This window comes from Arthrobacter sp. D5-1 (genome assembly GCF_017357425.1).
In the GTDB taxonomy this organism is placed as follows: Bacteria; Actinomycetota; Actinomycetes; order Actinomycetales; family Micrococcaceae; genus Arthrobacter.
This window is the reverse complement of sequence record NZ_CP014571.1, coordinates 3,483,522-3,495,980: the sequence shown is the minus strand read 5'-3', so window position 1 is coordinate 3,495,980 and position 12,459 is coordinate 3,483,522. Positions and strand designations below refer to the sequence as shown.

9 protein-coding genes and 2 tRNA genes are annotated in these 12,459 nt (G+C 63.0%); 10 read left to right on the top strand and 1 reads right to left on the bottom strand.

Annotation, left to right across the window (positions count from 1 at the left end; all coding sequences use genetic code 11):
* Window positions 1–225 precede the first annotated feature (225 nt).
* From AYX22_RS16115 to AYX22_RS16090, 6 genes are all read left to right on the top strand, one after another.
* Window positions 226–2,430 (top strand): DEAD/DEAH box helicase, encoded by a 2,205-nt coding sequence (locus AYX22_RS16115; RefSeq protein WP_207594285.1) that lies wholly within the window; start codon window positions 226–228, stop codon window positions 2,428–2,430.
* Between the two features lie 242 nt (window positions 2,431–2,672).
* Complete coding sequence (locus AYX22_RS16110; RefSeq protein ID WP_207594284.1) at window positions 2,673–3,218, top strand: LysM domain-containing protein; 546 nt, start codon at window positions 2,673–2,675, stop codon at window positions 3,216–3,218.
* Window positions 3,219–3,348: 130 nt separating this feature from the next.
* Window positions 3,349–3,420: transfer RNA gene (locus AYX22_RS16105), tRNA-Thr, on the top strand.
* A gap of 61 nt (window positions 3,421–3,481) precedes the next feature.
* Window positions 3,482–3,555, top strand: a tRNA-Met gene (locus tag AYX22_RS16100).
* A gap of 65 nt (window positions 3,556–3,620) precedes the next feature.
* Window positions 3,621–4,277: an NAD(P)-binding oxidoreductase gene (locus AYX22_RS16095; RefSeq protein ID WP_207594283.1), complete on the top strand. Its 657-nt coding sequence runs from the start codon at window positions 3,621–3,623 to the stop codon at window positions 4,275–4,277.
* A 122-nt stretch (window positions 4,278–4,399) separates the two neighbouring features.
* Window positions 4,400–5,971, top strand: a complete 1,572-nt coding sequence (locus AYX22_RS16090; RefSeq protein ID WP_207594282.1) for a Na+/H+ antiporter — start codon at window positions 4,400–4,402, stop codon at window positions 5,969–5,971.
* Window positions 5,972–6,017: 46 nt separating this feature from the next.
* On the opposite strand, the gene AYX22_RS16085 is transcribed toward AYX22_RS16090, so the two are convergent.
* Entirely contained in the window at window positions 6,018–7,241 is a 1,224-nt protein-coding gene (locus tag AYX22_RS16085) for an ROK family protein (protein ID WP_207594281.1), read from the bottom strand.
* A gap of 268 nt (window positions 7,242–7,509) precedes the next feature.
* Here AYX22_RS16085 and AYX22_RS16080 point away from each other — a divergent pair, with 268 nt between their 5' ends.
* From AYX22_RS16080 to AYX22_RS16065, 4 genes are all read left to right on the top strand, one after another.
* Complete coding sequence (locus AYX22_RS16080; protein ID WP_207597617.1) at window positions 7,510–8,742, top strand: extracellular solute-binding protein; 1,233 nt, start codon at window positions 7,510–7,512, stop codon at window positions 8,740–8,742.
* Window positions 8,743–8,765: 23 nt separating this feature from the next.
* Window positions 8,766–9,710, top strand: a complete 945-nt coding sequence (locus tag AYX22_RS16075) for a sugar ABC transporter permease (RefSeq protein WP_207594280.1) — start codon at window positions 8,766–8,768, stop codon at window positions 9,708–9,710.
* Entirely contained in the window at window positions 9,710–10,612 is a 903-nt protein-coding gene (locus tag AYX22_RS16070) for a carbohydrate ABC transporter permease (RefSeq protein ID WP_207594279.1), read from the top strand. Before AYX22_RS16075 ends, AYX22_RS16070 begins: the two co-directional genes overlap by 1 nt.
* A 76-nt stretch (window positions 10,613–10,688) precedes the next feature.
* On the top strand, window positions 10,689–12,443 hold the full coding sequence (locus tag AYX22_RS16065; protein ID WP_207594278.1) for a glycoside hydrolase family 13 protein: 1,755 nt from the start codon (window positions 10,689–10,691) through the stop codon (window positions 12,441–12,443).
* The last annotated feature ends 16 nt before the right edge of the window (window positions 12,444–12,459 follow it).

The following is a 12,459-nucleotide window of genomic DNA, read 5'->3' as shown; positions in this document are numbered from 1 at the left end:
CCGCAATTGTGTGCGGGCATTTTCATAGGGAGAGCCGGCTAAAGAAAACGCTGTACAGACTGCTGGGATAGCAGCCAAGAGATGCAGCGGGAAGTCCTGCCATGGGATTGCGATAGCGCCGGACTTCTTGCGAGAGCAGGGCACTTTGCCTGCCTTCGCGACGAGTACTGCGGCCAAGCCCAACCGGGCCGCGCCGACTACCCTATGGATGAGGAATTTCCCCCTATGACCGAAAATCTCAACGAAAACTTCGACGCCCAGACCACTGAGTCCGCTGAGTCCGCTGTTGCAGCAGAGACCACCGCGCCCGCCGAAGCTGAAGCACCGGCTGCTGCCGCTGCCCCCGTCGAGAACGCTGCAGCCGAGTCTGCAGCCCCCACCTTCACCGAAGCTCCTGCTCCCAAGGCAGAAGAAACCGAAGCTCCTGCCCCCAAGGCAGAAGAAGCGGAAGAAGAAGGCGTACGCTTCGTCGATCTTGGCATCGACGGCCGCGTTCTGGCCGCGCTGCAGGATGTCGGCTACGAGAAGCCGTCACCCATCCAGGCAGCCACCATCCCGCTGCTCCTCGAAGGCCGCGACGTCGTTGGCCTCGCCCAGACCGGTACCGGCAAGACCGCAGCTTTCGCTGTTCCCGCCCTGTCCCGCCTGGCAGAACTCCACGACCTCAACGGTCCCTCACGCAAGACCCAGGCACTGGTCCTGGCCCCGACGCGTGAATTGGCCCTCCAGGTTGCCGAGGCTTTCACCTCCTACGCCAAGCACATTGACGACTTCACTGTCCTCCCGGTCTACGGTGGCTCGGCTTACGGCCCGCAGCTCGCCGGACTGCGCCGTGGCGCCCAGGTTGTTGTCGGTACCCCCGGCCGCGTGATCGACCACATCGCCAAGGGTTCCCTGGACCTGTCCGAGCTCCAGTACCTGGTGCTGGACGAAGCTGACGAAATGCTGCGCATGGGCTTTGCCGATGACGTTGAGCAGATCTTCCAGCAGACTCCGGAAACCCGCCAGGTTGCGCTGTTCTCTGCCACCATGCCGGGCCAGATCCGCCGCATGTCCAAGCAGTACCTGAACAACCCGGCTGAAATCTCGGTGAAGTCCAAGACCACCACCGGTGCCAACACCAAGCAGCGTTACCTCCAGGTCATGGGCCCGCACAAGCTGGACGCACTGACCCGCATCCTCGAGGTTGAAGAGTTCGACGGCGTTATTGCCTTCGTGCGCACCAAGATGGCTACCGAGGACCTCGCCGACAAGCTGAAGTCCCGCGGCTTCCAGGCTGCCGCCATCAACGGCGACATCCCGCAGCAGCAGCGCGAACGCACTGTGGACGCGCTGAAGGAAGGCCGCATCGACATCCTCGTCGCTACCGACGTCGCTGCCCGTGGCCTTGACGTGGAGCGCATCAGCCACGTCATCAACTACGACATCCCGCATGACACCGAGTCCTACGTGCACCGCATTGGCCGTACGGGCCGTGCAGGCCGTTCCGGCGACGCGATCCTGTTCATGACGCCGCGTGAGAAGTACCTGCTGCGTTCCATCGAAAAGGCAACGCGCCAGCCGGTGGAGCAGATGCACCTGCCCACCGCCGAGACCGTGAACACGCTGCGCTTGGGCAAGTTCGCCGAGCGCATCACCGAGACCCTTGCGTCCGAGGATGTTGCAGCGTTCCGCGACCTCATCTCCTCCTACGAGGAAGAGCACAACGTTCCGGCTTCCGAGATCGCTGCAGCCTTGGCCGTCATGGCCCAGGGTGGACAGCCGTTGCTGGTCAAGGAACTGCCTGCCGCTCCTGAGTACCAGAAGCGCGAGCGCTCCAAGGACGGCTTCGGCTCGCGTGGCCCGACCCGCGCACTCACCGAGGGCAACGCTACCTACCGGATCGCCGTCGGACGCCGTCAGCGTGTCATGCCGGGCTCCATCGTTGGCGCCATTGCCAACGAAGGTGGCATTTCCTCCGCACAGATCGGTGGCATCGACATCCGCTCGGACCACTCCCTCGTGGAGCTTCCGGCAGACCTGAGCGCGGATCAGTTGCGCGCTCTGTCCCGCACCCGCATCGGTGGCGAACTGATCCACCTCGAACTGGACAACGGCCGCAAGCCCAGTGGAGACCGCGGCAGCTACTCCGGTGGTGGCGCCGGTGGACGTGGTGGCTATGGCGACCGCGAGAACCGTGGTGGCGGCAACTTCAAGGGCAATGGTGGCTTCAAGAAGGACTTCCGCAAGTCCGACGGCGAGCGTACCTCCGCTGACCGTGGCGGCCGCTCCTACAGCGACCGTTCCGAGCGCACTGCAGGCAGCTACGGCGACCGCGATCGCGGCCAGGCCAGCGGCTCACGCTTCGGCGGTCATGGTGACGGCGCCCGCAAGCCCCGCACCGGTGGCGAAGGCGCAAACCGCGACTTCAACCGCAAGGGCAAGTGGTAAACACTTCCTGGTGGTAAACACCACCACATGCTGGACACTCAGTTATTCCCGTCAGGGGGTCGGCTTTCGAGCCGGCCCCCTGCGGCATTTAACGTCGATGCTCCATCGCCCCCCGATCCCGCTCCATGGCGTCCCATAGGGGGCACGGGTTCCCTGAGGCCCCGGCCGGCCGTACGATCGAGGCACGGCAGAACGCAAGCAGAACGCAACCAGAACGCAAGCAGAACGCAGGAGGGTGCTCCATGGGATTGCTGGACAACGTGAAGAAGAACCTGGGCCTGGGTGACAAGGGGCGCGGCGATCAATTACTGCACGGCGACAAGGATCACAGGGATGATGCAGGGTCCGCTGCCCGCGACGCAGCTCCCGCCGAGGCCACCGCTCCAGCAGCCCCATCAGCCGGAAGCCAGGCCGCGGAGGACGCTGCCGCCGTCGGGGTTTCAGCAGCTGACCGGGACGCCGCCGAGGCCGCGGCAGCCCAGGCGGCCCAACAACAGGCAGCCGCGGACGCCGCAGCAGCCCAGGAGGCCCGTCAGGAAGGACTGGAACCCGATGCCCCCGAGGTCCGGCTGCAGGCGCAGGAGGCGGCCTCTGAGGCCGCTGTCGGGGCAGGACAGCAGGGACCTGTGGCCCCGCGCGTCACGGAGGTGGTGGTGGAGCAGGGAGACACCATGAGCGGCATCGCCGCACAGTTCGGAGTGGATCTCGGTGCTTTGATCGCGACCAACGCCGATACTGTGCCCAATCCAGACCGGATCTACCCCGGACAGGTCCTTCGTCTGCCCTGATTCGGGCAGTCGAAGAGGGCGAAAATAGATCAAGGAAACCGCGTCTTCGCAAATTGTGTCGACGCCTGTTTTCCGCGTGCTTTCGCCGATTTGTAGCTTCTGAAAACGTCCGGTAGAGTATTTACTCGTTGCCCCCCTAGCTCAGTGGTAGAGCGCGTTCTTGGTAAGAACGAGGTCACCGGATCGATTCCGGTGGGGGGCTCTGAATGAGGGCCTGTGTCAAGGCGGTTTTGACCGGCTTGACACAGGTTTTTCTCATTCGTGGCGGTGTAGCTCAGTTGGTTAGAGCGCACGACTCATAATCGTGAGGTCGGGAGATCGAGCCTCCCCACCGCTACAGAGCAAGACCCCGCAGCATTCGCCTGCGGGGTCTTTTTTCGTTCCGTGGGACAGAATGGGTCCATGAGTCGAATCGCAATCATTGGCGGCCACGGGAAAGTGGCCCTGCATCTGTCCCGCATCCTCAGTGGCGAAGGTCACGACGTCACGTCTTTCATCCGAAATCCCGATCATGTGGCAGATGTCACGGAAACCGGCGCAGAAGCGCAGGTGCTTGATGTGGAAAACTCGACGACGGCGGAACTCGCCCAAGCGCTCGACGGCCACGACGCCGTGGTCTGGTCGGCCGGGGCCGGCGGGGGCAACCCGGACCGGACCTATGCCGTGGACCGCGACGCCGCCATCCGATCGATGGACGCCGCCGCACAGGCCGGCGTCAAGCGGTATGTCATGGTGTCCTACATCGGCGCGGCGAAGGACCATGGAGTGCCAGCTGACAATCCATTCTTCGCCTACGCGGAGGCCAAGGCTGCTGCGGACGACTACCTGCGTGCCACCGACCTCGATTGGACCATCCTGGGCCCGGGAACCTTGACCGACGAGCCTGCAACGGGCTTGATCCAGACCGACCCCGAGAACCCCGGCAGCGGAACACAGACGTCGCGGGCCAACGTTGCGCTGGTGACGGCCGCCGTCCTGGAACTGCCCGGCACCATCCACCGGACCATTGCGTTCAAGGATGGCACCGCGGACGTGGTGGACGCGCTCACGGAGGACTGACCCGGAATCGGAGGCGTGGACCGTCACTCCGCATGGACCGTCTGCACTCCCGGGATATGTTGGTAGGGAACTTTTTCGGCTTTGTCCGGGGAGGGCCTTACAACGTCTGGGGAAGCAGGAACATGGATCAGTTGGCGCTCATTGTCGGGTTGCTGCTGGCTACGGTGGTGGCAGTGGGCCTGGGGGACCGGCTCCGGCTTCCGTACCCGGTCCTGATGCTGCTGCTGGCTGTGGCGTTGACCTTCATCCCGGGCTTCCCTGAGTTTGAAATTTCGCCTGAGCTGATCCTGCCGATCTTCCTTCCGCCGCTCCTGTTCGCCACCGCCCAGAAGAGCTCGTGGGCCGTCTTCAGGGTGCGGTGGAAAACGCTCCTGCTCCTGGCCGTAGCTCTGGTGGTGGTGTCAACGGCTGTAGTGGCCGGTGCTGCCTGGCTGATGATCCCGGGCATCGGAATCCCGGCGGCCATCGCTTTGGGTGCCATGGTGGCCCCGCCGGATCCCGTTGCCGTTGAGTCGGTAGCCGGCCGCGTCCACATGCCGCGCCGCCTCATCACGGTCCTGCAAAGCGAAGGGCTTTTCAACGACGCTGCTGCCATCGTCATCTTCCAGGCTGCCGTGGCGGCCACCGTGTCCGGGAAGGAAGTGGGCCCGGAGGTCATTCCGCAGTTCATCATCGGAGCCGCGCTGGCTGTGGTGATCGGCATCGCCATGGGTTGGCTGACCAAGTTCATCACCACGTTGGTCACGTCCATGGTTGCCCGCAGTGCCGTCACCTTGGTGGTTCCGTTCGCCGCCTACATTCTCGCGGAAGAGTTGCACGCATCAGGTGTGGTGGCCGTCGTCGTCACCGCCTTGGAGTTGCAGCGCCATACGCGGCCGCAGGATGCCGCTGAACGCATTACGCGGACGGCGTTCTGGGATGTGGTGGAGTTGCTTGCCACAGGTCTGGCGTTCGGCCTGGTGGGGCTGGAGATCCGCCACGTTATCCGGGACGAGGGGACTGCGATCTTCGGGATGATCGGCATGGCTGTGGTTATCTGCATCCTGGTGTTCGTCGTCCGGTTCTTGTGGCTGGGCCTGCTTGCCCTGACGGCCCGGAGGCGCAGGAACCTCCTGCAGCCCACCTCACCCAAGGAAGTGCTGATCCTGACGTGGTGTGGCATGCGCGGCCTGGCTACGTTGGCGTTGGCGCTGGCGCTTCCCTTGACCCTGCCGGATGGCAGTGACTTCCCGGCCCGGCACGAGATCCTGGTGATTGCCTGCGCCGTCCTCCTGGCAACCCTGGTGCTTCCCGGCCTCACCTTGCCATGGCTCATGCGGGTGCTGAAGGCCACCGAAGATGGTTCTCACGAGCAGGATGCCGCCAAGGTCCTCGCCAAGCGCGCCCAGTCGGCTGCGGTCGCCGCCTTGAAGGACCACGACCTCATGAAGGAACTCCCGGCGGAGAAGGTGGCGCTGGTCAAGGAAAAGATGCGCAGACTGCATGCGGAGTTGCTCGATGGCACCCTGCAGAACGAGTCGGTCGCTGAAAAGCGCAAGCGCGGACGGGAGTTGTCCATCGCGGTGCAGACCATCGCGTTGGATGCTGCACGGCAGGAAGTGGTGGCGGCCCGGAACGAGCTGGGTACTGATCCGGAAGTCGCAGATCGCGTGCTGAGGCAACTGGACCTGCGCACCATGTCGATGCCGGACTAGCCGAATTCCGGACTGGCCGCCTGCCGGGCCGAGGGGCAAGAAGCGGTCAGCCGGCAGCCTCGTGTTTCGGCAGCGACGCGGGGTAAAGGTCCAGGGCATGTTCCTCGACATAATCCAGTGCATGCCGGATCGCGCCGAGGGACACGATCCCATCGCCCAAGGGTGAGGTTGCCAGGCGCGGGGGAGTGAAGGTGAACTCCGTCATCTTCTCTTCAATGCCCGGAATCAGTGCGTGGGCCGAGGCCGCCACGGCCCCGGCTATGACCACCAGGTCCGGGTTGACCAACGTACTGACTGAACCGATGACCCGGGCCATGCGTTCAGACAGGCGGTCCAGCACGGTTCGTGCGGCGTCATCGCCCTCTGCTGCGGCTTCGAAGACCATTTCGGCGCTCAAGGATTCAGGATCGCTGCCACAGAGAGTGTGCAGCGAGGTAGTGGTGCTGGCTTCCATGGCTTCGCGGCCCCACCGGGCAGCGTAGTGGGCAATTCCGTAGGTGTCTCCCACGCCTTCCACGGTGTCCAGATAGCCCAGTTCACCGAAGCCTCCGAGCTGGCCGCGGAGCAGGCGTCCGGATTCAAGGATGCCCGAGCCCAGGCGGTCACCGGCCAACATCACCACAAAGTTGTCCACTCCTTGCGCGGTGCCCTGCCACCGTTCGGCCAAGGCGGCCAGGTTGGCGTCATTTTCCAGGAGGACATGCCAGCCGTGCCGCTCAGCGACGATCCTGCGGACGTCGAAGGACCTCCAGAATTCCTGGACGGTGAGGACTTCGCCGTCGCGGCTGACCGGTGCGGCAACCCCCACGGCGACCGCCAGCACTGAATCCGCAGTGACTCCTGCCTGCTTCAGGGCGTCGGCGGCAATGCGGTCCAGCACGTCGGCGCGTTCATCGGCAGGGAGGTTGAAGGTGCGGAAAGGCATGGTGACCCTGGACAGGGATGCCCCTGCCATGTTGGCCACGATTGCCGTGATCTTGGTGGCGCCGATGTCGATGCCGATGACGCTGGCCGCGTCATCGTCGAACACGAAGCGGCGGGCCGGGCGTCCCTTGACGTAGTCCCCGGTACCCCGTTGGCTCTCCAACTCCTGGAGCCAACCGAGCCGGACCAGTTCATCGCAGATCGATATGACGGTGGCGCGCGAGAGCCCGGTGGAGTCCATCAACTCGGTTCCGGTGAGGACACCGGCGCCGCGCATGGCTTTGAGCATTGCGCTGGCGTTGACCCGGCGTACCAGTTGGGTTGACGGTGCAGTCCCGCTCAGCATGGGGTACTCCAAACTCTTGGGCGTCTATCGGGAGCGATAGAACGATCTCTCTAAATTTAGTACATAAATTTAGATTGTGACGCGCTTCCGTTAAAAGCTTGACGCTGTGGCGCACGTCACCCAAACTAGCGATAGGTCATAAATTTATCTCCTATCTAAACTCGGGATGGTCAGCAGCGACCACCCCGGGCACGGCGGCCACAGCGGTCCGCACGACGAAAGGACCACGGAGTCTGTGAAACCTACGCGTAAGAAGCGCCTTGCGGCGATGAGCCTCGGACTGGCCCTGCTGGCCGGTCTCCTCTCCGGTTGCACAGGGGAATCGGGCAAGGAAACCATCCGCTTCACGTTCAGCAAGCGCGAAGCCATTGGCTTCATGACCAAGCTCGTTGCCGACTACAACGCCTCCCAGAACGACACCGAGGTTGTCCTGGACACCTCGGGGGTGGATGTGGTGTCCGCGAGCTTCGTCCGGGGAAATCCGCCGGACATCGCCTTGGCGAACTACAACATGGAAACCTCACGCTTTGTCCAGCGGGGCGCCTTGAGCGATCTCTCCGGTACGGCAGCGGCGTCAAGGATCCGCGAAGATCTCCAGCCGTTGATGGACCAGTACGGGACCTACCCGGACCGCACCAGCGCGCTGCCCTACTCGATCATGGCCTCCTCGGTCATCTACAACAAGGAAATCTTCGCGGCCAACAACATCAAGGTGCCCACCACCTGGAGTGAGCTGACCGCAGCATGCGATCAACTCAAAGCCGCTGGAGTGACGCCGTTCTACGCCACGTGGAAGGACGACTGGACCATCGCCCAGGGCTGGTTCGACTACTCCGTGGGCGGCCAGGTGGACACGCTGGACTTCTTTGACAAGCTTTCCGCCGAAGGCACCAACGTGGGGCCAAAATCTGCAGTGTCCTTCCAGAAGGACTTTGAAAAGCCTGTTGGCAAGATGCTGGAACTGGCCTCGAAGTACGTGAACAAGGATGCAGCCAGCCGCGCCTACGGCGACGGCAACCTGGCGTTCTCCCAGGGCAAGGCCGCCATGTACCTGCAGGGTCCGTGGGCCTTCAGCGAGATCGCGAAGACGGCCCCTGACCTGAAACTTGGAACCTTCCCGCTGCCCATGACCGAAGACCCCCAGGACCTGCGTGTCCGGGTGAACGTGGACCTGGCCGCCTGGATCCCTGAGGCCTCCAAACACAAGGAGGCCGCAAAGGACTTCCTCGAGTACCTTTACCGGCCCGAAGTGATCGATGCCTACAACAAATCGCAGTTGGGCTTCACTCCCACCAAGGATTCAGCTGCGGCTCCCGATCCCCGGATTGAAGGAATGGTGCGGTACTACGAGCAATCCCAGGTCTACCAGGGTCCTTCAGTGCTGGTACCAAAAACCATCCCGATCATGAACTACACGCAGGCCCTCGTTTTCGGCGCCAGCCCCACCTCCACCCTTAGCACCCTCGACGCAGACTGGGCGCGGCTGGCTTTCCGCCAGTAGCGCCGAAGCAGGGAGTCAACATCATGTCCATCATCACCACCCCCACTACGTCCGGGCAGGACGGCCGGAAGCAGGTTTCGGCCAAGCAGGGCCGTCAGCGGCAGGGCAGCACGCGCCGGGTCGAGCCGATCTTCTACTTTTTCCTCGTCCCCAGCCTCATCCTCTTCACGTTGGCCATCACCATTCCGGGAATCATCGGCATCTTCTTCAGTTTCACCAACTCGATCGGAATCGGTGACTGGGAATTTGTCGGCCTGACCAACTACGTTGCCATCTTCACCGACCCCGCCATCCTGCAGAGCTACCTGTTCACGTTCGGGTTCTCCATCGTCACCGTGATCGCCGTCAACGTGGTGGCGTTCCTCCTGGCCGTCGGGCTGACCTCGCGCATCAGGATGAAATCGGCGCTGCGGACCATTTTCGTCATCCCCATGGTGGTCTCGGGCATCATCATCGCCTACGTCTTCAACTTCCTGTTCTCCAACTCGCTGCCCTCCCTTGGCGCCGCTGCCGGGATTCCCTGGCTGGAGAACAGCCTGCTGGCAAACCCGGACCTCGCCTGGGTAGCCATTGTGCTGGTCACTGCCTGGCAGGCTGTGCCGGGTGCACTGCTGATCTACATCGCAGGACTGGTGGCCGTGCCGGGGGACGTCTATGAAGCTGCGGAAATCGATGGAGCCAGCAAGTTCCAGCAGTTGGTCAAGATCACGCTTCCGCTGGTATCGGGCTACGTGGTCATCAACATCATCCTGGGGTTCAAAGGCTTCCTGAACGCCTACGACATCATTGTTGGCCTGACCAACGGTGGCCCGGGCACCTCAACCCGAAGCATCGCGATGACCGTCATCTCGGGCTTCAACGGCGGCGACTACGCCTACCAGATGGCCAACGCCACGATCTTTTTCGTAGTGGCCATTGTTATCTCTCTCGTACAGCTTTCGCTGACTCGCGGACGGAATGCACTCTGATGACCAATCAAGCCACCCTCGCCATCACCGAGCCCACCACCCAGCCCACCGGAAAGAGCCGACGCCGGTCCGAGTCCGCCGTCGAACGCGTCAACTGGCCGGCAACCACCATCCTCATCCTGTGCGCGGTCACCGTGCTCCTGCCGCTGTACGTCACAATCTCCATGGCGCTGAAGACCCAGGGGCAGGCGGTGGATGGCAACGCCTTCTCCTTCCCGGCTCCCTTCAGTTTTGACGGCTTCGTCCAGGCCTGGACGCTGACAAACTTCCCTGTTGGCGCCGCGATGTCCTTGCTGGTGACTGCCGGGACGGTGGTGGCCACCATCATCCTTGCGGCCTTTGCTTCTTATGCGATCGTTCGAAACTGGGAGCGCCGGCTCTTCCGGTATTCGTTCTTCTACTTGCTGGGGGCAATGTTCATTCCGTTCCCCGTGGTGGCGCTGCCGCAGATCCAGCTCACGGGCCGGTTGGGCCTGGACAATCCGTTCGGTGTGATCCTGCTGGCCACCATGTTCCAGCTGAGTTTCAGCGTCCTTCTGTTCACCGCATTTCTCCGGTCCATCCCGATGGAGTTGGAGGAGAGTGCAAGGATCGACGGCGCTACCACCTGGCAGACCTTTTGGAAGCTGATCTTCCCGCTTCTCGCTCCAATGAGCGCCACCGTGGGAATCTTCGCCTTCCTTTATGCGTGGAATGACTTCATGATGCCGTCGCTGATCATCTCCGATCCGTCCCTGCAGACACTCCCAGTGCGGCAAAACCTGTTCCAGACCCAGTTCAGCAACAACTACCACGTGTCCTTCGCGTCCTACCTGATGGCAATGGCCCCGGCGATAATTGCCTACCTGTTCACGCAGCGGTGGGTCATGGCAGGGGTTACCCAGGGGGCCGTAAAGGGCTAGGCCTGTTGACCTGCGGTGTCCGGCCGTTTCATACTGGTCCGGGATATAAATTTAGATACTAAATCAAAGGAGTTTCGTGAGCACCTCCGCCACTCAGGCACACCATACCGAAGTAGACCGCATGGCCGACCCCAACTGGTGGCGCCAGGCGGCTGTCTACCAGATCTATCCCCGCAGCTTCCACGACGCCAACGGGGACGGACTGGGCGACATCAAGGGCATCACCGCCAAAGTTCCCTACCTTAAGGAACTGGGAATCGACGCCGTCTGGCTGAGCCCCTTCTACCCTTCAGCGCTCGCTGACGGCGGCTACGACGTAGATGACTACCGCAATGTGGATCCGAAGCTGGGTACGCTTGAGGACTTTGACGAGATGGTTGAGGCCCTGCACGCCGCCGGCATCAAGATCGTGGCGGACATCGTCCCCAACCATTCCTCCGACCGCCATGAGTGGTTCAAGGAGGCCTTGGCTTCACCCAAGGGCTCCGCTGCCCGCGAGCGCTACATCTTCCGTGACGGCCGGGGCGAGAACGGCGAGCTGCCGCCGTCGGACTGGGACTCCGTCTTTGGCGGCCCCATCTGGGATCGCATCACCGAGCCGGATGGCACTCCCGGCCAGTGGTACCTGCACATTTTTGCCAAGGAGCAGCCGGACTTCAACTGGGAGAACCCGGAGATCCGTGAGGACTTCCTGAAGACCCTGCGTTTCTGGTCGGACCGCGGCGTTGATGGTTTCAGGATCGATGTAGCCCACGGCATGGCCAAGGATCTGTCCGAGCCGTTGCCCATGAAGGCCGACCTCGAAGCCAAGGCCCACGGGACCGATGGCTTCACCGATGGTTCCCACCCGTTCTGGGACCGCGATGAAGTCCACGAGGTGTACGCGGAATGGCGCAAGCTCTTCAATGAGTACAACCCGCCCCGTACGGCTGTCGCCGAGGCCTGGGTCCACGAGTCCCGCCGTGCCCGCTATGCAAGCCCCGAAGGACTGGGCCAGGCGTTCAATTTCGATCTCCTGCAGTCCGACTTCGACGCTGCATCCTTCCGGAAAATCATCACGGACAACCTCGTGGCAGCCAAGGAATCAGGTGCTTCGTCCACGTGGGTCTTCTCCAACCACGACGTCGTCCGCCACGCCACGCGGTACGGCCTTCCCAAGGGCGGCTCCGTTGCGCAGGGAACCAATGCGGCCCAGGACATCACCGGCGGCAAGCCCAAGGGGCAGGATGGCAAGGGCTGGCTGCTAGCCGGCGCACCGGCTGAAGAGCTCGACGTCGAACTTGGCTTGCGTCGTGCCCGCGCCGCCACGCTGTTGCTGCTCGCGCTTCCGGGCTCGGCCTACCTGTACCAGGGTGAAGAGCTCGGTTTGCGTGAAGTCTCGGAGATCCCTGACTCGGAACGCCAGGACCCGTCCTTCTTCCGCAACCCGGGCGTGGAGATCGGGCGCGACGGATGCCGGGTGCCGTTGCCGTGGACGGCGGAAGGTACGTCGTTTGGCTTCGGCGCGGGCAAGGCGCACCTTCCCCAGCCGGAGTGGTTCAAGGATTACGCAGTATCCACCCAGGACGGCGTGGACGGTTCCACGCTGGAGCTCTACCGCAAGGCGTTGGGCCTGCGCAGAGAACTCCAGACGGCTGAGGAACTTGAGTGGGTGGAAACCGGAAACCAGGACGTGCTGCACTTCAGCCGCCCGGGTGGCTGGCATACCGTCACGAACTTTGGCGGCGAGCCTGTTGAGCTGCCTGAAGGTGACGTGGTGGTCGCCAGCGGTCCGCTGGAGAACGGCAAGCTGCCCTCCGACACCACTGCCTGGGTAGTCAGCAACGCGTAGCGCTGCGGCAGAAGAC

Coding starts and splice junctions, on each gene's coding strand:
- AYX22_RS16115 (WP_207594285.1), top strand. CDS start 226: ATGACCGAAAATCTCAACGAAAACTTCGACGCCCAGACCACTGAGTCC.
- AYX22_RS16110 (WP_207594284.1), top strand. CDS start 2,673: ATGGGATTGCTGGACAACGTGAAGAAGAACCTGGGCCTGGGTGACAAG.
- AYX22_RS16095 (WP_207594283.1), top strand. CDS start 3,621: ATGAGTCGAATCGCAATCATTGGCGGCCACGGGAAAGTGGCCCTGCAT.
- AYX22_RS16090 (WP_207594282.1), top strand. CDS start 4,400: ATGGATCAGTTGGCGCTCATTGTCGGGTTGCTGCTGGCTACGGTGGTG.
- AYX22_RS16085 (WP_207594281.1), bottom strand. CDS start 7,241: ATGCTGAGCGGGACTGCACCGTCAACCCAACTGGTACGCCGGGTCAAC.
- AYX22_RS16080 (WP_207597617.1), top strand. CDS start 7,510: ATGAGCCTCGGACTGGCCCTGCTGGCCGGTCTCCTCTCCGGTTGCACA.
- AYX22_RS16075 (WP_207594280.1), top strand. CDS start 8,766: ATGTCCATCATCACCACCCCCACTACGTCCGGGCAGGACGGCCGGAAG.
- AYX22_RS16070 (WP_207594279.1), top strand. CDS start 9,710: ATGACCAATCAAGCCACCCTCGCCATCACCGAGCCCACCACCCAGCCC.